Genomic DNA, 18,423 nt, shown 5'->3' on the forward strand with positions numbered 1-18,423 from the left:
CGGTCAGGAGAGAACCATGCAACACCACCGCACCGCCGCTCATGCGGCGAACGAAGGCTGAGCCGCCATGCAAGAAGAAATCCGCCAACAGGTACTGTCGCGCATCCAGCGCGACTATGGCCTCAAGCATCGCAGCGGCACCGAGTACATGCGTGGAGGCAAGTGCCCGCACTGCGGCAAGAAGGAGCTTTACACCAGCTACGTCAATCCGTGGGTGCTGCGCTGTGGCCGACAGGCCAAGTGCGGGCAAGAGGTGCGCGTGCGCGACCTCTACGATGATCTGTTCGACGACTACTCCAAGACCAACCCGCAGACGCCTCAGGCGCCACATGCTGCCGCTGACGCCTACCTGGCCACCGGCCGCGGATTCAATGTGAAGCCACTGAGCGGCCTGTACACGCAGGAAAGCTACTACGACCGCACGAAGCGCGAGGGTACCGCCACGGTTCGTTTCCCGCTGGTCAAGGGCGGTTGGTGGGAGCGGTTGATAGACCGCCCACACCGCTTCGGCAAGCAGAAGGCACGGTTTGCGCCGGGTGAGAGCTACGCCGGTGTTTGGTGGGGTGCCGCCGCACAGGAACACCTGCGTACCGCACGCGAGGTCTGGATCGTGGAGGGCATCTTCGACGCCATTGCCCTCCTGCAGCGCGGCATCTGCGCCGTTGCCGCCATGTCGAGCAACGCCTACCCCGAGCTGTCGCTCACGGAACTGAAAGCCGCGCGTCCGGGCGATCTGCCGGTGCTGGTGTGGGGGCTGGACAACGAGCCGGGCGCCCGCGCCTACACGGTCAAGCACGCGCGCCGGGCCGAGAAGCTGGGCTATCGGTGCATGGCTGCGCAGATCGAGCAGGTAGGCGACAAGAAAACCGACTGGAACGATCTGCACCTGCGCGCACAGGCGGCAGAGGACGGCGACGCGCAGTGGCAGGCTGACCTCCACCTGGCACGCCACAACGGCGCCGTGCTGATGGCGCGCACGGCCGTGGACAAGGGGCTGGTCATCTACCAGCGCGAGCAGAAGACCGAGTTCCACATCGAGTTCGCCTCGCGCCTGTTTTGGTTCGAGTTCGACGCTGTGCGCTTCGACAAGATGATGCGGGAGAAGAACCCCGATGACGAAGAGGGAGCGGTCAGCGATGAGACGGAAGCCAAGATCCGGCGCGCCTGTGCGTCGGTGCAGCAGATCGCCAACTGCTACCCCGAAGCCCTCTACTTCCAGCGCCACGAAGCCACCGACGAAAGCTGGTATTACTTCCGTGTTGATTTCCCTCACGACGCACCGTCGGTCAAAGGCACCTTCACCGGCGCTCAGGTGGCCAGCGCTACCGAGTTCAAGAAGCGAATCATCAGCCTTGCGCAAGGCGCCGTGTTCAGTGGCAGCGGCCAGCAGCTGGACCGAATGATGGAAGACCAGCTGTTCAACATCAAAAAGGTCGATACGGTCGATTTTGTCGGCTACAGCCCTGACCACAAGGCATACATTTTCCCCGACCTGGCCGTGCGTGCCGGCGAAGTGACCCTCGCCAACGCGGAGGACTATTTCGAGTTCAACAAGCTGCGCATCAAAACCACGCAGCGGTCGATCCGTATGGACATTCAGCGTGACCACGAGCAGTACACCAGCCAGTGGCTTGAATGGCTGTGGATGTGCTTCGGTACGCACGGCGTTGTGGCCCTCACGTTCTGGTTCGGCTCGCTGTTCGCCAACCAGATCCGCAGCGCGCACAAATCCTTCCCTTTCTTGGAAGCCACAGGCGAGGCCGGCGCCGGCAAGACCACGCTGCTCAACTTCCTCTGGAAGCTGCTGGCCCGCGCAGACCATGAGGGCTTCGACCCCGCCAAGTCCACCAAGGCCGGCCGCGCCCGCGCCATGGGGCAGATTTCCGGCATGCCCATCGTGCTGCTGGAGGCCGACCGCAGTGATAGCAACGACAAGGCACACGCCAAATCGTTCGAGTGGGACGAACTGAAGGACTACTACGGCGGCGGCACCCTGGCCACGCGCGGCGTGCGCAACGGCGGCAACGAAACCTACGAGCCGCCGTTTCAGGGAACCATCGTCATCAGTCAGAACGCAGCTGTAGACGGCAGCGAAGCCATCCTGACGCGCATCGTAAAGCTGCACTTCAAGAAGCCGAACGCGACAACCGAGAGTCGGCAGGCTGCCGACAACCTCAATGCGCTGCCGGTGGAAAAGCTGAGCTACTTCCTACTGGCCGCGCTCAAGGCGGAAACCGCCGTGATGGAGAAGTTCGCCGAGCGCGTCCGGTTCTACGAAGCCAGGTTGCGCGAGGACAAGGAACTGCGGGTGGAGCGCATCATCAAGAATCACGCGCAGATGCTGGCCCTGCTCGATTCTCTGCGGCTGGTGGTGGAACTGCCGGAACACGTGGTGCGCGAGACCCGAGACGCCCTGGTCGCGATGGCCATGCAGCGCCAGGATGCCATCGGCGCTGACCACCGCATCGTGTCCGAGTTCTGGGATGCGTTCGAGTACATCGAGATGCAGGCCAGCGGCGACAAGCGAACAGTGTTGAACCATTCGCGCGACGAAGCCCGTATCGCCATCAACCTCAACGAGTTCATTCAGAAGGCCGGCTACTTCGGTCAGCAGGTGCCTGACATTGGCGACCTTCGCCGACTACTGGTCGAGTCGAAGCGTCACAAGTTCGTCAGCGCCAACACCGCCGTAAACAGCGCGATCCGATCCACCCCAATGCTCAGCAGCACCGTGAAGTGCTGGGTGTTCCAGAAGTAAGACCCGTAGCGACAGCAAAAGCCCGGCGGGGAGTGCGCCAACACCGCCCCCAAGGCCATCCACCAACGAAGTTCAGGAGAGAACCATGCAACAGATGACAGGCAAAGCCATGACCACCCTCGCAAAGTCGCTGGATTCCAGCACCGGACCCGGAGCGGAGGCTATCACGGGTGCGCATAACCGTGTGAATGCTGGTAACAACGGAGAATCAGAAGCCAGCGCAACCATCACCCTGCATGTCACCCACAACCGCGTGATCGCCACCGCGATGCTGAACATGGGACCGGCAAAGATCGCGCAGTGCGTGTTCGAGCGCCGGCAAGGGAGCAGAAAGGGCTGGAAGCTGGTGAAGGGGACCGACTTCAACGACGAAACCAGCTGGATTTCGCCGGAGCTTGCCGACCTGGCCAGCCGCGTGCCCTTCCCCTACGAGGTGGCCAACATGCTGCCCGGCAAGCGAGCTACGGCCGCTGCCGTAGCGCAGGCGGCACAGGAGGTGGCCAATGGCTGATTTCGTCGCCCTGTTGGCCATGTGCGTGCTGCTGCCGGTCGCCGGCGCCACCATGCTCAAGATGTGGCAGACGCGGCCGCCTCGGCGCCGTAATAGCGGCCTGGCCGTGGGCCAGATCCCGCAGCCGCTTCGCCGCCGTGCCCCCATGGCCGTGCGCCGGGGGGTGGCCCATGTTTAAGCGGCTGATCCGTGACCCCGGCAGGCACTGCCCGGACTGCGGCCAGACGGGTGTCCTCGACTTCACGAACGTTCCCGCCTCGGTGCGGACGTATGCCCGTGGAGACGGCAACTATGCGGACCACAACGGCCCCTCCCGCGACTACGAGTGCCACAACTGCGGCGCTTCATTCACCCTCACCGGTTGGGAGGAATCCCGTGGTTGATATCGATTCCGCCCGCCGGTTCCTCGCCGCCGAATTCGAGAGCGCCGGCCTGCCTCACGTCGCCGGGGGCATCCTGGCCGGCACCAGCCCCTTTGGCCAGGGTGCGTACATCACCGCTATCGCAGCCGCGCTGACAGCGCCCTGTGCGGCCCGTGGCTGCGCGAAGGAGGCCACCCATGGGTAAGCGCCAGATGATCGCGGTGTGGTTCTCCTGCGGCGCCGCGAGCGCCGTGGCGGCGAAGCTGACGCTGGACCGCTACGCCTCGACGCATGAGGTTCGCATCGTGAACAACCCCGTGGCCAACGAAGATCCTGACAACCTGCGCTTTGCCCGCGATGTGGCGGCATGGCTGGGGATGGAGGTCGAGACGGCCATAAATTCCAAGTTTCCCACCTGCGACGCTGTGGATGTGTGGGAGAAGGAGCGTTACATGGCCGGTGTCGCTGGTGCCCCCTGTACCCGCGCACTCAAGAAGCGGGCACGCCAGGAATGGGAGCTGATCCACAAGCCTGACTTCCACGTCCTCGGCTTCACTGTGGAAGAACGCGCACGCCATGACCGGTTCGTTCGCGGCGAGCGCGAGAACGTGCTGCCGGTGCTGATCGAGGCCGGCTTGAGCAAGCCCGACTGCGCCGCTCTGCTGCTGTCCGCCGGCATTGCGTTGCCGGCCATCTATCTGCGCGGCTACCCCAATGCAAACTGCATCGGCTGTGTGAAGTCGCAGTCGCCGACCTACTGGAACCACGTTCGCCAGCATGACCCAAAGGTGTTCGCCGACCGCGCCGAGCAATCGCGCCGGCTGGGCGCTCGGCTGGTAAAGGTGAGGGGCCAGCGGATCTTCCTCGACCAGCTGCAGACCACCGATAAGGGCGGCTCCATGAAGTCGCTGAACTTCGATTGCGGGATTTTCTGCGAAGAGCCGCTGCATCACATTGTTTCGAGCCGCGCCGAGGTTCAGGCATGAAGGCTATTGACTTGTTCGCCGGCGGCGGCGGATTCACCGAAGGCGCGCAGCAGGCGGGCTGCGAAGTGGTATGGGCCGCGAACCATTGGCCCGCGGCTGTCGCCACACATGCATTGAACCATCCGCACACGGAACACGCGTGTCAGGATCTGCAGCAGGCCGATTGGTCGAGACTGCCCGCGTTCGATCTGTTGCTGGCGTCGCCCGCCTGTCAAGGACACACGCACGCACGTGGCAAGGAACGTCCACACCACGACGCAACTCGCTCTACCGCGTGGGCGGTGGTTTCGGCGCTCGAATCCTGCTCGCCGGAATTCGCGCTCATCGAGAACGTACCCGAGTACATGCAGTGGCGGCTGTTCCCCGCATGGTGTGCCGCTGTAACTGCGCTCGGCTATGCAATCAGCCCCCACCTGGTCGATGCGGCCGACTTCGGTGTGCCGCAGCATCGCGTGCGGATCTTCATCGCATTGACCAAGAGCAAGCACCCGATCCAGCTGCAGCTGCCACCGCAGGATCACGTTCCGGCCAGCAGTTTCATCGACTTCACGGCTGGTAGTTGGACGCCCATCAAGCGACCGGGCCGGGCGGTGGCAACGCTGGCCAGGATCGAAGCCGGCCGGGCTGCATTCGGCGACAGGTTTATCGCACCGTACTTCGGTAGTGGTTCGGGCCTCACCGGCCGCTCACTGGCCCGTCCGATTGGCTCGATCACAACCCGCGACAGGTGGGCTGTGGTCGATGGCGACCGCATGCGCATGCTCACCGTAGATGAAGGACGCGCCGCCATGGGCTTTCCTTCAACCTACCAGCTGCCATCCAACAAGCGGGACGCGATGCAGATGCTGGGCAATGCCGTCTGCCCGCCAAAGGCTCGCGCCATCATCACCGCGCTGCGGGAGGCCGCATGACACAGCGACAGAAGACGCCACCTCGCATTCTGCCTCCCTGCCCGGATAGCCACCCGGCGCGGTACATCCACGATCTACGCCGCGAGGGCGCGGGCGGTGGCCACCTCATCGAATGCTGTTGCAGCACCACGGCTAAGCACCCGTCGTTCGATCTGGCATGGGCGCACTGGCACAAGCAACACGGCCTGCAGCCGACCGCTGCGGCGGTGGAGCAACCCTTACCGAGCAACGTGTTACAGATGAAATTATTCGCCGCAGGGAGGGCTTGAGCATGGCACAGATCCTGCACTTCACCGATCTACAACGGATCTGCGCCCCTGATGGTCCGCCCCCCACACCGACAACGGTGGAGCGGTGGGCGGATGCTCAAGGGATTCTGTATAAGTACGACCGGCGCGGGCGCATCTGGACCACCGTCGAGGCCATCAATGCGGCCTTGGGCCTGCCAGGCGCAAATGCACTGCCACACGAAACGACACTGCTGGAACTGGTTTGATGACACGTGGTCGAAAAAGGAAGTTCAACCCGGAGATCCCTGGTCATATTGACCAGGGATCACTGCCACGCGGCGTGTACTGGGGCGATGGCCGTTGGTACGTGCTCAACCCACACCCCGAGGGCATTGGGCAAAAGAAGGCAACGGTGGCCTCACGGCGCGCCCGCCTTTCTGATCTGCACGCGATCATGGAGGCGCGAGCTGGCGGCAACGTTCGCGGAACCCTCGAATACCTGGTCGATGCTTTCAAGCGGTCCAGCGAGTATGTCGATCTGTCGGAGAAGTCGAAAGAGAGCTACGACTACTGCGCGGCAAAGGCGTGCGGCTACCCTCTGCGCGACGGGCGTCCGCTTGGCCAACAGCGCGTCGAGCATCTTTCGGTGCCGGTCCTGCAGCGGGTGGTGGAAACCTTGGCCACCGGACGGCCGGCCATCGGCAAGCTGCCCACGATCCCGCCGACCCCAGCAGCGGCCAACCGCGTCGCCAGTTACCTGCGGCGTCTCTTTGCGTGGGGTATTCGACACGGCCACTGCTCCACCAATCCGGCTGATGGCATCCGCAAGGTGCGTGAAAAGCGCGACGCGCGCATGCCTGACCACGACGCGTTCGACGCGGTGCTGCGGTTCGCACGCACGCGCGCCAGCCGGCAGGCGCATACCGCTGGCAGCTGTCCGCCCTATCTCCCTGCAGTCATGGTGCTGGCCTATGCGGTTCGCCTGCGCGGCATTGAGGTGAACACTCTCACCGACGCCAACCTGCAGCCTGAGGGCATTCGCAGCAATCGCCGAAAGGGGTCGCGCGACAACGTGACGCTGTGGACCAAGGATCTGCGCGCGGCCGTAAAGTGGCTACAGTCCTACCGGGACGAACGAATGCAGGCCCATGGGCGGCCGGTACCGATCAAACCGGATCAGCGACGCCTTCTCGTTTCGGAGTCCGGCACCCCGCTCACGAAATCAGCCCTCGACAGCGCTTGGCAACGGCTGATCCGGAGTGCCGTTGAGGAGGACGTAATCGAGAAGGAGCAGCGGTTCGCGCTCCATGGCCTGAAACATCGGGGAATCACCGACAGCGAGGACAAGAGCGCTGGCGGGCACGTGACCGAGGCCATGCGTCAGCTGTACGACCATTCCGTACCGGTGGTGAAAGCGGCCGTGAAACCAAAAAAGAAGAGCTAATTTTACCGGCAATTTTACCGGTGGATGCAAAAAGGCTAGCGCACCGCGCTGGCCGTTTTTGTTAAAACCCTTACTTTCAAGTCGTTTTGGCGCTTACCGAGTGGTGCCGCTTATCCGAATCGAACGGATGACCTACTGTTTACAAGACAGTTGCTCTACCAACTGAGCTAAAGCGGCATGTAGCGTGCACCCCGGGCAGCGCCGTAGGGTGCGGGGATTCTACCGCAGACCCGCGCAGTCCAGCGAGCGTTGCTGCGCGGCACCGCTGCGCTGCCGGGCGGTGTCGGCGGACTGCCCGCCCGCCAGGGCGCCCTGCAGCCACCACACAGGCGGGCTGTCACCGCCACGCAGCTGGGGCTCGAAGCCCGCCGCGCGCACGGCGGCCACGCGCCGTTCGGCACCTTCACGGTTGCGGTACTGGCCCAGCGCGATGGCGTTGGCGTCAGGGCCCTGGGCGATGATGTAGTAGTCGCTCAGGCCGGCCGCCACGATGCGCTGTACGGTCGCCTGCGCCGCCTCGCGCGAGGCCGCCGGCGCCAGCATCACCCGGTAGCGGGTCGTCGTGCTGCTGCCAGCCTCCTGCTGCAGGCGCATGCGCTGGAGCACGCCCGCCCCGCGCGACTGCGCGCTGCGCGCCGCCGCTTCATCGGCAAACGGGCCAACGGCCACGCAGCGCTCAGGCGTCGGCGCGGGCGCCGTGGCAGGCGGCGTGGGCGCGCCTGCAGGTTGTGTGGCAGCCTCCACGCGGGGTGCGGTCGCCACTGGCACAGCGACTGCCGGTGCCAGGACTGGCGCGGGCACCCCCGCGGCGGGTAGCGCCGTCGACGCGGCATCCGCGCCGGCACCGGGTGCGGCGGCCGTGCCCGCTGCTGCGTCCTGCGGCTGCGCGTTTTCTGCCAGGCCCGCGGCGGCGAACTGCAGCTCGGCCACACCGGTCGGCGGCTTGATGTCCGGCACCGCCGGAGCCTCGCGCAGCACCCACCACAGTGCGACGCTGACATTGAGCAGGACAAGGACAACAATGAGGGCACGGGTCAGCATGCGCAGATCCTAGCGTGTGCCAGCGGGCAGATGCACGGCCCAGCGCGCGAGCCCGTCCAGCACCAGCAGCGGCCGGTGCTCGGTAGCGGCCGGCAGCAGCGGCAGCAGCACCGGCGCGCCACCGCCGTGCAGCAGCAGCGCGACCGGCGCCTGCAGCTGCTGCGCGGCCTGCTGCAGGCTGCGTTCGATCAGCGCCACCGCCGCCCCGTCGCAGCCCGAGGCCAGTGCGTCGGCCGTGTCGCTGGCGAACTCTTGGTAGGCACCGCCGCTGGGGGGCAGCTGCACCGCACGCGCATGCAGCGCTTCGCGCATGGTCGTCGGCGAGGCCGCGATGCGCCCACCGTGGTGCAGTCCGTGCGCGTCCAGCAGATCGATGGTCAACGCGGTGCCGACACCCGCCACCAGCACATGGCGCTGCGCCCGCGCGGCGGCCAGCAACGCAAGGAAGCGATCCACGCCGAAGCGCTCCGGCGCCGCATACGCGATGCGGACACCGGCCAGCTGTGGCTCGGTGCGCGCCACATGCACGTGGCGGAAGCGCATGCGCAGGATTTCCAGCATCGTTGCCGTCAGCCCCGGCGCCGCCACGCTGGCGACATACGCGGTGTCCCCCTGCGGCAGCGCACGCAGGGCTTCGCCACGCAGGTCCTCGGCGCCATGGGTCCACGCCTGCACGTCGCCGGCACGATCCCCCTGCAGCGGCGCGTACTTGAACCGGGAATTGCCCAGGTCGAACAACCAGTCGCTCATTGCGCCCTCACGCTGACTTCGCCGGCGTGCAGCAGGTGTTCGCTGCCGTCGATACGCACGCGCAGCGCGCCATCCTCGGCCAGTCCCAGGGCCTGCCCTTCGCGCCAGTGTCCGTGCAGTTCAACGCGTACCTCGCGCCCGGTCAGGCAGTCCAGCGCGGCGTAGCGCGGCAGAAAGGGCGCAAGGCCCTGCACGTCGAACAGATCCAGCGCCGGCAGCAGCGCTTCAAGCACGGCGGTACCCACCGCGGTGCGGTCCATGCGGCGTCCGGCAAGCGTGTCCAGGTCCGTCCAGGGTTGGTCGATGGCGGCGGCGGCGGCGGCAGGCATGTGCACGTTGATACCGATGCCGATCACCGCACGCGCCGGTCCGGCGAACTCACCGCCTCCTTCCACCAGCAGTCCGCCGAGCTTGTGCCCATCGGCTACCAGGTCATTCGGCCACTTCAATCCCACGCCGCTCAGGCCGAGTCCGCGCAGGGCCTCGGCGACGGCCACGCCAGCGGCCAGGCTGAGTCCCCCCAGGCGCGCCAGGCCACCAGTGAACCGGCGCAGGACGGAAACGTAGACATGGGCGGCCAGCGGTGAGGACCATTCGCGTCCACGGCGGCCGCGTCCGCCGGTCTGGCGCTCGGCAAACAGGACGTCAATGCCCTGCTCGGGCGTGCTGCGACGCAGCAATTCGGTGTTGGTAGAGCCGATTGTCCATACAACCTCAAGGGCGGCAAGCCGCGCGGCGGCGTCAGGCGTCAGTCCGGCGCGCAGTCGGTCCGCCTCCAGCAGGTCCACGGGCTGCTTCAGGGTGTAGCCGTCGCCAGCGCGCCCTTCAACCGCTACGCCGGCCATCCTAAGCCCTTGAATTCGCTTCCATACGGCGGCACGGGTCTGGCCCAGCTCGCGCGCCAGCGCGTCGCCGGAGAGTGGACCGGCGGCCAGTTTGGCCAGCAGTTGGCGATCGTCCACGGGCGGTTCCGTTGGGTAAACAGGGCAAGTATGCGGCATAGCGCAGCTTCGCGACTTCCCAGATCTTCCTATTGACTGGACGAATCGGGCTAGAATCGAGGCTTACCCGCTCCTGACCAACGGATGTCGTCGATGCGCTGTCTTGCCCATTGCATGGTCCTGTTGATGGCCCCGATGCTGTCGATCACATCGACGGCGATGGCCAACAGCGCGCGTGGGGACTGCGTCTACAGTACGCCCGATGCCGAACGCCCGCCTTCGGCGCGCAGTGCCGCAGCGGCCGTTCCGACGACGCCCAAGCCGGTCACGCCGCCTGCCGCCAGTGCGGGCGGCGGTGGCGAAGATGACGTGCTGCAGCGTCTGCGCGCGCCGAAGTGGCACAGCTTCCTGCCGGGCATGTTCCGCTGATCCAGTCGCTGTTGCGCTGGCTGCGGCCGGCACCTCGTCCGATCCCTGAGCCGCTCTGGCGCCACGCCTGCGCCCGCGCCGCCTGGCTGCATGCGCTTTCGGCACCGCGCCGCGAACGTCTACGCACCCTCGCCGAGCGTTTCCTGCACGAGAAGACCCTGACCCCCATGGGCGGCCTCGCGCTGAGCGATGAAGACGTCGTGTTGCTGGCTGCCCTGTGCTGCCTGCCGCTGCTGCGGATCGGCGAGGTGGGCCTGCAGGGGTGGTCGCAGCTGATCCTCTACCCGGAGGCCTTCCGTGTGCAGCGCACCCACGTCGATGCGGCAGGCGTGCTGCATGAATGGGATGACGAACTGATCGGGGAAAGCTGGGACAACGGACCGTTGATCCTTTCCTGGGCCGACATCCTGGCGGACCTGCAGGCGCCGCATGAAGGCTTCTGCGTGGCCGTGCACGAGATGGCGCACAAGATCGATGCGCTGGACGGCGCGATGGATGGCACGCCGCCGCTGCCACGCGCATGGCAACGGCAGTGGGCCGATGATTTCCAGCGCGCCTACGACGCCCTGTGCGCACAGGTGGACGCAGGCGCACAGACGCTGATCGATCCCTATGCGACGGAAGCACCGGAGGAGTTTTTCGCGGTGGCCAGCGAGTACCATTTTTCGGCGCCGGACCTGCTTGCCGAGGCGATGCCGGCAGTGGCCATGCATCTGCAGCGCTTCTACGACGGCCAGGCGTAGACGCGCCAGCGCCGCGTCCTGGCACGATGCACGCCTCAGGGGCCCGGCGGCAGCTTCACTTCAAAGCGGGCGCCACCCAGCTCGGCCGAGCGGGCCACCAGCAGCTCACCGCGGTAATCCTTGATCAGGTCCTGCACGATCGACAGGCCGATCCCGTGTCCCTGCACGCGCTCGTCGCCCCGGACGCCGCGCTGCAGCACCTTGGCGATGTCCTCCGGAGCGATGCCCGGGCCATCGTCGTCCACGGCCATCAGCAGGCCCGGTCGGCGGCCGTTGGGCGCGGGAATCGGCTTGACGGTCAGCAGCACGCCGCGTCGCGCCCACTTGAAGGCATTCTCCAGCAGGTTGCCCAGCAGTTCCTGCAGATCACCCGGCTCGCCGTGGAAGCGGGCCGCCGCATCGATGTCGAACTCGCACAGCACGCCCTTGCTGGCGTAGACCTTTTCGAGCCCGCGCACGATCTCTTCGGCGTTGGGCTCGATCGGCAACGGCGCAGAGAACAGCTTATGGCCCGAGGAGGCAGCTCGGGCGAGCTGGTAGGACACCAGGTTGTTCATCCGCTGCAGCTGCACGTCGAGTTCTTCGCGCAACGCTGCATCGTCGGAGCCGCTGTCCAGCTGCGTGCGCAGTACCGCGATCGGCGTTTTCAGGCTGTGGGCGAGATCGGCCAGCGTGTTGCGCTGCCGCTCCAGGTTCTCGCGCTCGCTTTCGATGAACGCATTGATGCTGTCGGCCAGCGGTTCCAGCTCGCGTGGATGGCGCTCGCTCATGCGCGCTGCTTCGCCACGCTGCACCCGGGTCAGTTCGTTGATCACGCGGCGCAGTGGGCGCAGGCTCCATTGCAGGATGACCGTCTGCAGCAGCAGCAGGATCAGGCCGATACCACCGAGATAGAACAGCACGCGGCCACGGAACACTCGCAGCTGGGCGCCCAGTGCGCGCGAATCCTCCATCACGTAGATCGTGTACGGAAACTCGGTGGCGGGATCAGCGTCGGCATCCCACACCAGTCCCAGGCCGTAGCGGTACACCGAGCCCTCGCTGCCATCGATCTGGATCATCGGCAGCGGGCCTTCGAACACTTCCTGGCGCGGCGCGAGCAGGCCGCTGCCGAGCGGCGGCAGCATCGGGCCTTCGGCGGACATCGAATTGCCTTTGCCAGCGGGCATCGCAACCTGCAGGTACAGGCCGCTGCCGGGCACGTCGAACCGCGGATCCGGCGGCTGCTCGCGGATATACAGCGAGCGGTCACGGGTGAAATCAATGCCGGCCGCGTACGCCGTAGCGTAGTTCTTCAAGCGCTCGCGCAGGTTGGCACGGGCGGTATCGGCGAAGGCGGCATCGAGCGCGTAACCGGCCAGCGCCAGGAACGCCACCAGGCCCACGGACGCGGCGAGCAGCTGGCGCGCCTGCAGTGATCGCGGCCGCCAGCGTCGGAATAACCACAAACGGCCGGACATCGTCGATTCGCCAGGACGCGGCGGTCAGCCCTCGTTGCGCGGGATCGCGAAGCGGTAACCGCGACCGCGTACGGTTTCGATCGGCTTGAGCTCGCCATCGGGATCGAGCTTCTTGCGCAGGCGGCCGATGAAGACCTCCAGCACGTTGGAATCGCGGTCGAAGTCCTGCTGGTAGATGTGCTCGGTGAGGTCGGCCTTGGAGACCAGCTCACCTGCATGCATCATCAGGTACTCGAGCACCTTGTACTCATAGCTGGTGAGATCGACATTGCTGCCCGCCACGCTGACGGTCTGCGCGGCCAGATCGAGCGCGACCGGGCCGCATTCCAGTGTCGGCTTGCTCCAGCCGGCGGCGCGGCGCAGCAGCGCGTTGACGCGCGCCAGCAGCTCCTCCACATGGAACGGCTTGACCAGATAGTCGTCAGCGCCCTGCTTCAGGCCCTCAACCTTGTCCTGCCAGCTCGAGCGCGCGGTCAGGATCAGGACCGGAAACTTCTTGCCCTCATCGCGCAGGGCCTTGATCAGTTCCATGCCGGACATCTTCGGCAATCCCAGATCGATGATGCCCACGTCGAACGGCACTTCGCGGCCCATGTAAAGCCCTTCCTCGCCATCCTGCGCGGCGTCGACGGCAAAGCCTTCGCGCTTCAGGCGGGCGGCGAGGGTCTCGCGCAGCGGCGCTTCGTCTTCGACCAGAAGGATACGCATGAACTCTCCCTAGTTTGCTGGGGTCGGCCCGGAGGCCTGGGAATGGGGTGCTGTGCGCAGCTTAACCCGTTCAGGGGTTATCGCTGCGTAGTGAAGACATATCCGATCGCGGCGTTCGAGGTTGTGAACGCGGCGGCATGGGGTCGTCCATGTAGCGGACGCGCCCACGCTCATCCATGTACTTCACGCGATTGATATCGCGCCCATCGAACGGCACGCGCTCGGCCCCCAGGATGTGTCCACCGGTAGACCGCTGCACGCGCCGTACGGCTTCGGACAGGCTCCTGCCATCCTCGCGCGGTGCGCCACGGGCCATCATCTCCATGCGCACATCCCCGCCGCGCTCACGCATCGGTTGGACCTGTGCAACGGCCACGGCAGGCGCTGCGGCCGCAACGGCGAACACGAAGGCGAGGGCTGCACGGCGATGATGGAAGCTGGCGGAGAGCATTCTGTCGATCCTAGCCGAGGTCGGCGATTCGTTCAAAATTCGTGAAACGGCAAGCCGCGGTGGCCGACCGGATTTCACGTTTCTTTCGCAAATTTCGACTTCAGGCAGTGAATCTGGTCTGAACTTTTCCACTCATGGGACAGTTTCGTTCAGATTAGTGAACCAGCGCACGCTTCATCCGCAGGCAGCCACCGGTGAGACGTCGCGCGCGGTGACCGCCAAGGCCTGCTCTACCAAGGCCCAGCCGGCCCCGGGACGATGGGCCCCTTCGCTCAGCACCTGCCTGAAGGCACGCCCACCGGGCTCGGCGTGGAACAGGCCCAGCACATGCCGCGTGATGTGCTTGAGCGCCATGCCCCCGTCCAACTGGGCCTCCACGTAGGGCCTCAGGGCGCGCAGCAGGTCAGCCCGCGCCCGCAGCGGCGCGCCGGTCCGGGCCGTCTCCAGCCGATGCAGCAAATAAGGATCGTGGTAGGCGGCGCGACCGAGCATCACACCATCCACCCGACCCTGCTGTGCCTGCACGGCGTCCGCGCTCGCCAGGCCGCCGTTGATGACCACCGGCAGCGACGGGCGCTCCTGCTTGAGCCGGTAGGCCCAGTCATAGCGCAGCGGCGGCACGTCCCGGTTTTCCTTCGGCGACAGCCCTTTCAACCACGCGTTGCGCGCGTGCACCACCACCATGGACGCACCTGCGGCGACCTGGCGGTCGACGAAGGCCGCAAATACGTCGTAATCGTTGTCTTCATCCACGCCCAGGCGGCACTTCACGGTGACCGGGATCTCCACAGCGTCAACCATGGCCGCCACGCACTCGGCCACCAGCGCCGGCTCACGCATGAGGCAGGCACCGAAGCGGCCTGCCTGCACCCGGTCCGACGGGCAGCCGCAGTTGAGGTTGACTTCGTCGTAGCCCCACGCCTGTGCAATGCGCGCCGCCTCGGCGAGCAGCGCCGGATCGCTGCCGCCCAGCTGCAGGGCGAGCGGATGTTCACTGGCGTCGTAGCCCAGCAGCCGCTCACGATCGCCGTGGATCACCGCATTGGCATGCACCATCTCGGTGTACAGGCGCGCGCTGGGCGCGAGCAGGCGATGGAACACCCGGCAATGGCGGTCCGTCCAGTCCATCATGGGGGCGACGGAGAGGTGCAGGGAGTCAGCGTAGCGGGCAACAGCAGACGTCATCAGGCGGCAGATCCAGGTGACTGGCATTGCCAGTGAGATCAACAGTTTACTTCGCCCAGCTGAATACTGCCGGGGCGCTTGCGTACGGTGCCGGAGCAGCGCATGACCGGCTGCCCCGCCTCGGTGGCTGCACCACATTGCAGGCCGCTCAACGAGAGCGTTGATGGGTTTCCCCCATGAATCAGGTGTGATGTCGCGATCGCCCTCTCCCTCCTGTGCGCGTGCGCTTCCTCGACCGTCATGCAGTACGGCCCTACCGCCCTTGCAGCAAGCAGATGGCGGGCAGCGCGGTCGCGATCGCCGGGGCCCGCCATCGCGCGTTCACCCTTCCGCCGGTTGCACTGGCCTATCGTCCGCAGCCTCGACCCCCAGGAAGATCCGCCATGCATCGCACCCATTCGGCACTGTCCGCGCTACTGCTCGCAGCCGCACTGACCGCCACCAGCACCGCCTCCGCCACCCCGGCGGCCGGTCTGTCGGCCACGTTCGATACCTGCACCGACCGTGCGCGCGGGATGAAGGACCAGCAGGCCTGCATCGCGCAGGAAAAGGCGCGCCAGGACAAGCGCCTGAACGACGTCTACGCGCAGCTGGGCCGTCGGTTGACCCCTGCCAGCCGCGCCAAGCTGCAGGTCGCCGAGCGGGCGTGGCTGCAGTCACACGCACGCGATGGCGAGTTCGTCACCGCGCTGCTGGGCGCACCGGCAACGGTCAATCCAGAAGGGGGCGTGATGGAAGCGCAGCGCCTGGCCGCGCGCGCCACGGTGCTGGAGCAGTACCTGGAACAGGTGCGCTGAGCGTTCGCCTGCGCCGGGTCGCCACCGGCGCAGGCGGGGTTACGCCTTCAGTGCAGGCTTTGTGCGGCACCGTTGCGGCCGACCTGCTCAAGCAGCGTCTGGCTGGCCGCATTGAGGCCGATCAGGCTGACCTGGGCGCCGTGGGCAGCGAGCTTGTCCTGCGCACGCTCCAGCGCGGCCACCGCCGTGAGATCCCACAGGTGCGCGTGCTGCAGATCGATGATCACCTGCGGGGCGACATGCTGGTAATCAAACGCCGCACCAAGCTGTCCCGCGGAGGCGAAGAACACCTGTCCGCGCACCTCATAGCGCTGCACGCCGGCCTCATCCACGTGCCGCTGCACCTCCAGCAGGCTGCCAACCTTGCGCGCGAAGAACAGCGCCGACAGCAGTACGCCACTCAGCACGCCCTTGGCCAGATCATGCGTGGCCACGGTCACCACTACGGTGAGCAGCATCACCGCCGAAGAGCTGCGCGGATGCGTGGCGAGGTCCTTCAGCGAGCGCCAGCTGAAGGTGCCGATGCTGACCATGATCATCACCGCCACCAGCGCGGCCATCGGGATCTGGCGCACCAGGTCGCTGCCGTACACCACGAGCATCAACAGCACTGTGCCGGCGACCAGGCAGGACAGGCGCCCGCGCCCGCCGGAGGTCACATTGATCACCGACTGCCCGATCATCGCGCAGCCGGCCATTCCGCCCAGGAAACCGGTCACTGTGTTGGCCAGGCCCTGGCCGGCGCACTCGCGGTTGCGCTGGCTGGGAGTCTCGGTGATGTCCTCCACGATCTGCAGCGTCATCATGGATTCCAGCAGCCCCACCACCGCCAGCGTGGCCGCAACCGGCAGCAGGATCCGCAGCGTTTCCCAGGTGAGCGGGACGTCGGGCAGGAAGAACGACGGCAGCCGGTCAGGCAGCTGGCCCATGTCGCCGACCGTGCGCACATCGATGCCCAACCCGACCACCACGGCGGTGAGCACGGCAATGGCCACCAGGGGCGAGGGCACCACGCGGGTGATGCGCGGCAACAGGTAGATGATCGCCAGCGCCGCCGCGCACAGCAGGTAGACGGTGGGCCCACGGCCGACCAGTTCCGGCAGCTGGGCCATGAAAATCAGGATCGCCAGCGCATTGACGAAACCGGTGATCACCGAACGCGAGACGAAACGCATCAGCGAGCCGAGTTTCAGCATGCCGGCCAGCAGCTGCAGCACGCCGGTGAGGATGGTGGCGGCGAACAGGTACTGCAGGCCGTGGTCTTTCACCAGGTCCACCATGACCAGCGCCATCGCGCCGGTGGCCGCCGAGATCATGCCCGGGCGTCCGCCCGCGATGGCGGTGATCACGGCGATGGAGAACGAGGCGTAGAGGCCCACGCGCGGGTCGACGCCAGCGATGAGGGAAAACGCGATGGCTTCGGGGATCAGCGCGAGGGCGACGACGATGCCGGACAGCACGTCGCCACGGACGTTGCCGAGCCACTGCTGGCGCAGTGGGAAATGGGTCTGCATGGGAGTTTGTTCCTAAGCGCGCGCGGGCATGGCCACGCCGCGCTGCAATGACTACGCGGGGTCCTGGTGCCGGAGCGGTCCGGCTGCCGGTGGGCTTCGGGTCAGGGTGGCGTGGTCACTGCGGGCAGGCATCGCGTCAGGGCGGGCAACGCATGAGTTTACGCCAGGCCGCCGCCGTCAGGTAGCGGGGCCATGTCGGGTCCAAGCATGGGGGCCAGCCGAACGGCGCACTACAATCAGGCGATGGCTGCCTACTCATCCGGTTTCTTCGATCCCCACACCGAACAGGGCGTGCTGCGGCTGTCCATCGCCGGCACGCTGGTCATGGCGGCGCTGGCGGTGGGCTTCGGGCTGTACGCCAATTCCTCGCTGATCATCTTCGATGGCATCTACGGACTGATCGACGTGGTGATGACCTGGCTGTCGCTGCTGGTTGCCCGGCTGATCGCCCAGTCCACCAACACCGATACCCTGCAGTCACGCCTGAACCAGCGGTTTTCGATGGGCTTCTGGCATCTGGAACCCATCGTGCTGGGCGTCAGCGGCACGCTGATGATCGGTGCCGCGCTGTATGCCTTCGTCAACGCGGTGGACGCGCTGACCTCGGGCGGACGGCTCATCGCGCTGGGACCTGCCATCACCTTCGGCGTGATCTCGCTGATCGGCGAGGGCGCGCTGGCCGCGTTCGTGCTGCGTGCCAATCGCCGCATCGGCTCGGAGTTCGTCGCGCTCGATGCGAAGAACTGGATCATCGCCGCCAGCATGTCCGCCTGCTATCTCGTGGCGTTCCTGGGCGGCGTGGTGGTGCGTGATACCCGCTGGGCCTGGATCGGCCCGTACATCGATCCGGGCATCCTGGTGGTGGTCTGCCTGTTTGTGATGGCCGCGCCACTGGGCACGGTGAAACAGGCCCTGTCGGGCATCCTGCTGGTGGCCCCGCCCGCGTTGCTGGCGCATGTGGATGCCGTGGCCCGCGATGTCGTGGCCCGGCATGGTTTCCTGGATTACCGCAGTTACGTGGCGCAGGTGGGGCGCGGTGAGCAGATCGAACTGTTCTTCGTGGTGCCTGCGGATGATCCGCCGCGGGCACTGGCCGAATGGGATGCGCTGCGCGACGAGATCGGCAATGCGCTGGGCGAGGAATCCCCGGACCGCTGGCTGACGATCATGTTCACCACCGACCTGGAATGGGCGGTGTAGGG

Annotated in this window: 20 protein-coding genes and 1 tRNA gene; 12 read left to right on the plus strand and 9 right to left on the minus strand. The window is 66.3% G+C overall.

Annotated features, from left to right (window positions below; translation table 11 throughout):
• Window positions 1–67: 67 nt before the first annotated feature.
• The 8 genes from FHY09_RS15260 to FHY09_RS15295 all read left to right on the plus strand — a co-directional run bounded on the left by FHY09_RS15260 (window position 68) and on the right by FHY09_RS15295 (window position 7,202).
• Complete coding sequence (locus FHY09_RS15260; RefSeq protein ID WP_166927754.1) at window positions 68–2,758, plus strand: toprim domain-containing protein; 2,691 nt, start codon at window positions 68–70, stop codon at window positions 2,756–2,758.
• A gap of 85 nt (window positions 2,759–2,843) precedes the next feature.
• Complete coding sequence (locus FHY09_RS15265; RefSeq protein ID WP_166927755.1) at window positions 2,844–3,269, plus strand: hypothetical protein; 426 nt, start codon at window positions 2,844–2,846, stop codon at window positions 3,267–3,269.
• On the plus strand, window positions 3,262–3,447 hold the full coding sequence (locus FHY09_RS15270) for a hypothetical protein (RefSeq protein ID WP_166927756.1): 186 nt from the start codon (window positions 3,262–3,264) through the stop codon (window positions 3,445–3,447). The genes FHY09_RS15265 and FHY09_RS15270 overlap by 8 nt, the downstream gene beginning before the upstream one ends.
• Before the next feature lie 197 nt (window positions 3,448–3,644).
• Window positions 3,645–3,836, plus strand: a complete 192-nt coding sequence (locus tag FHY09_RS15275; RefSeq protein WP_166927757.1) for a hypothetical protein — start codon at window positions 3,645–3,647, stop codon at window positions 3,834–3,836.
• Complete coding sequence (locus FHY09_RS15280) at window positions 3,829–4,617, plus strand: hypothetical protein (RefSeq protein WP_166927758.1); 789 nt, start codon at window positions 3,829–3,831, stop codon at window positions 4,615–4,617. The genes FHY09_RS15275 and FHY09_RS15280 overlap by 8 nt, the downstream gene beginning before the upstream one ends.
• The gene (locus tag FHY09_RS15285; protein WP_166927759.1) at window positions 4,614–5,528 is read left to right on the plus strand and encodes a DNA cytosine methyltransferase; all 915 of its coding nucleotides are present in this window, start codon (window positions 4,614–4,616) and stop codon (window positions 5,526–5,528) included. Before FHY09_RS15280 ends, FHY09_RS15285 begins: the two co-directional genes overlap by 4 nt.
• Window positions 5,529–5,799: 271 nt before the next feature.
• Window positions 5,800–6,024 (plus strand): hypothetical protein, encoded by a 225-nt coding sequence (locus FHY09_RS15290; RefSeq protein WP_166927760.1) that lies wholly within the window; start codon window positions 5,800–5,802, stop codon window positions 6,022–6,024.
• Window positions 6,024–7,202: a site-specific integrase gene (locus tag FHY09_RS15295; RefSeq protein ID WP_166927761.1), complete on the plus strand. Its 1,179-nt coding sequence runs from the start codon at window positions 6,024–6,026 to the stop codon at window positions 7,200–7,202. The genes FHY09_RS15290 and FHY09_RS15295 overlap by 1 nt, the downstream gene beginning before the upstream one ends.
• 101 nt (window positions 7,203–7,303) lie before the next feature.
• Here FHY09_RS15295 and FHY09_RS15300 read toward each other — a convergent pair.
• The 4 genes from FHY09_RS15300 to birA form a co-directional block, all read right to left on the minus strand.
• Window positions 7,304–7,379 (minus strand) — tRNA-Thr (locus FHY09_RS15300).
• A gap of 42 nt (window positions 7,380–7,421) precedes the next feature.
• Window positions 7,422–8,243, minus strand: coding sequence for an SPOR domain-containing protein (locus FHY09_RS15305; protein WP_166927762.1), 822 nt, complete (start codon window positions 8,241–8,243; stop codon window positions 7,422–7,424).
• 9 nt (window positions 8,244–8,252) lie between these two features.
• Entirely contained in the window at window positions 8,253–8,993 is a 741-nt protein-coding gene (locus tag FHY09_RS15310) for a type III pantothenate kinase (protein ID WP_166927763.1), read from the minus strand.
• On the minus strand, window positions 8,990–9,955 hold the full coding sequence (gene birA / locus FHY09_RS15315; RefSeq protein WP_166927764.1) for a bifunctional biotin--[acetyl-CoA-carboxylase] ligase/biotin operon repressor BirA: 966 nt from the start codon (window positions 9,953–9,955) through the stop codon (window positions 8,990–8,992). Before birA ends, FHY09_RS15310 begins: the two co-directional genes overlap by 4 nt.
• A 132-nt stretch (window positions 9,956–10,087) precedes the next feature.
• Here birA and FHY09_RS15320 point away from each other — a divergent pair, with 132 nt between their 5' ends.
• Both FHY09_RS15320 and FHY09_RS15325 read left to right on the plus strand, forming a co-directional pair.
• On the plus strand, window positions 10,088–10,363 hold the full coding sequence (locus FHY09_RS15320; RefSeq protein WP_166927765.1) for a hypothetical protein: 276 nt from the start codon (window positions 10,088–10,090) through the stop codon (window positions 10,361–10,363).
• The gene (locus FHY09_RS15325) at window positions 10,330–11,106 is read left to right on the plus strand and encodes a M90 family metallopeptidase (RefSeq protein ID WP_166927766.1); all 777 of its coding nucleotides are present in this window, start codon (window positions 10,330–10,332) and stop codon (window positions 11,104–11,106) included. The genes FHY09_RS15320 and FHY09_RS15325 overlap by 34 nt, the downstream gene beginning before the upstream one ends.
• 35 nt (window positions 11,107–11,141) lie before the next feature.
• Here the strand turns inward: FHY09_RS15325 and FHY09_RS15330 are convergent, their stop codons facing one another.
• The 4 genes from FHY09_RS15330 to dusA all read right to left on the minus strand — a co-directional run bounded on the left by FHY09_RS15330 (window position 11,142) and on the right by dusA (window position 14,937).
• Entirely contained in the window at window positions 11,142–12,566 is a 1,425-nt protein-coding gene (locus tag FHY09_RS15330) for an ATP-binding protein (protein WP_166927767.1), read from the minus strand.
• A 24-nt stretch (window positions 12,567–12,590) separates the two neighbouring features.
• Entirely contained in the window at window positions 12,591–13,274 is a 684-nt protein-coding gene (locus tag FHY09_RS15335) for a response regulator transcription factor (protein ID WP_004136763.1), read from the minus strand.
• Window positions 13,275–13,344: 70 nt separating this feature from the next.
• Complete coding sequence (locus FHY09_RS15340; protein WP_166927768.1) at window positions 13,345–13,725, minus strand: type 1 periplasmic-binding domain-containing protein; 381 nt, start codon at window positions 13,723–13,725, stop codon at window positions 13,345–13,347.
• 174 nt (window positions 13,726–13,899) lie between these two features.
• The gene (gene dusA, locus FHY09_RS15345; RefSeq protein ID WP_166927769.1) at window positions 13,900–14,937 is read right to left on the minus strand and encodes a tRNA dihydrouridine(20/20a) synthase DusA; all 1,038 of its coding nucleotides are present in this window, start codon (window positions 14,935–14,937) and stop codon (window positions 13,900–13,902) included.
• 356 nt (window positions 14,938–15,293) lie between these two features.
• Here dusA and FHY09_RS15350 point away from each other — a divergent pair, with 356 nt between their 5' ends.
• Window positions 15,294–15,707 (plus strand): lysozyme inhibitor LprI family protein, encoded by a 414-nt coding sequence (locus FHY09_RS15350; protein WP_166927770.1) that lies wholly within the window; start codon window positions 15,294–15,296, stop codon window positions 15,705–15,707.
• Between the two features lie 47 nt (window positions 15,708–15,754).
• Here FHY09_RS15350 and FHY09_RS15355 read toward each other — a convergent pair whose 3' ends face one another.
• The gene (locus FHY09_RS15355) at window positions 15,755–17,221 is read right to left on the minus strand and encodes a SulP family inorganic anion transporter (protein ID WP_166927771.1); all 1,467 of its coding nucleotides are present in this window, start codon (window positions 17,219–17,221) and stop codon (window positions 15,755–15,757) included.
• A gap of 243 nt (window positions 17,222–17,464) precedes the next feature.
• On the opposite strand from FHY09_RS15355, the gene FHY09_RS15360 reads away from it, so the two are divergent.
• Complete coding sequence (locus FHY09_RS15360; protein ID WP_166927772.1) at window positions 17,465–18,421, plus strand: cation transporter; 957 nt, start codon at window positions 17,465–17,467, stop codon at window positions 18,419–18,421.
• The last annotated feature ends 2 nt before the right edge of the window (window positions 18,422–18,423 follow it).

The sequence above is a fragment of the Xanthomonas sp. 60 genome (assembly GCF_011761925.1).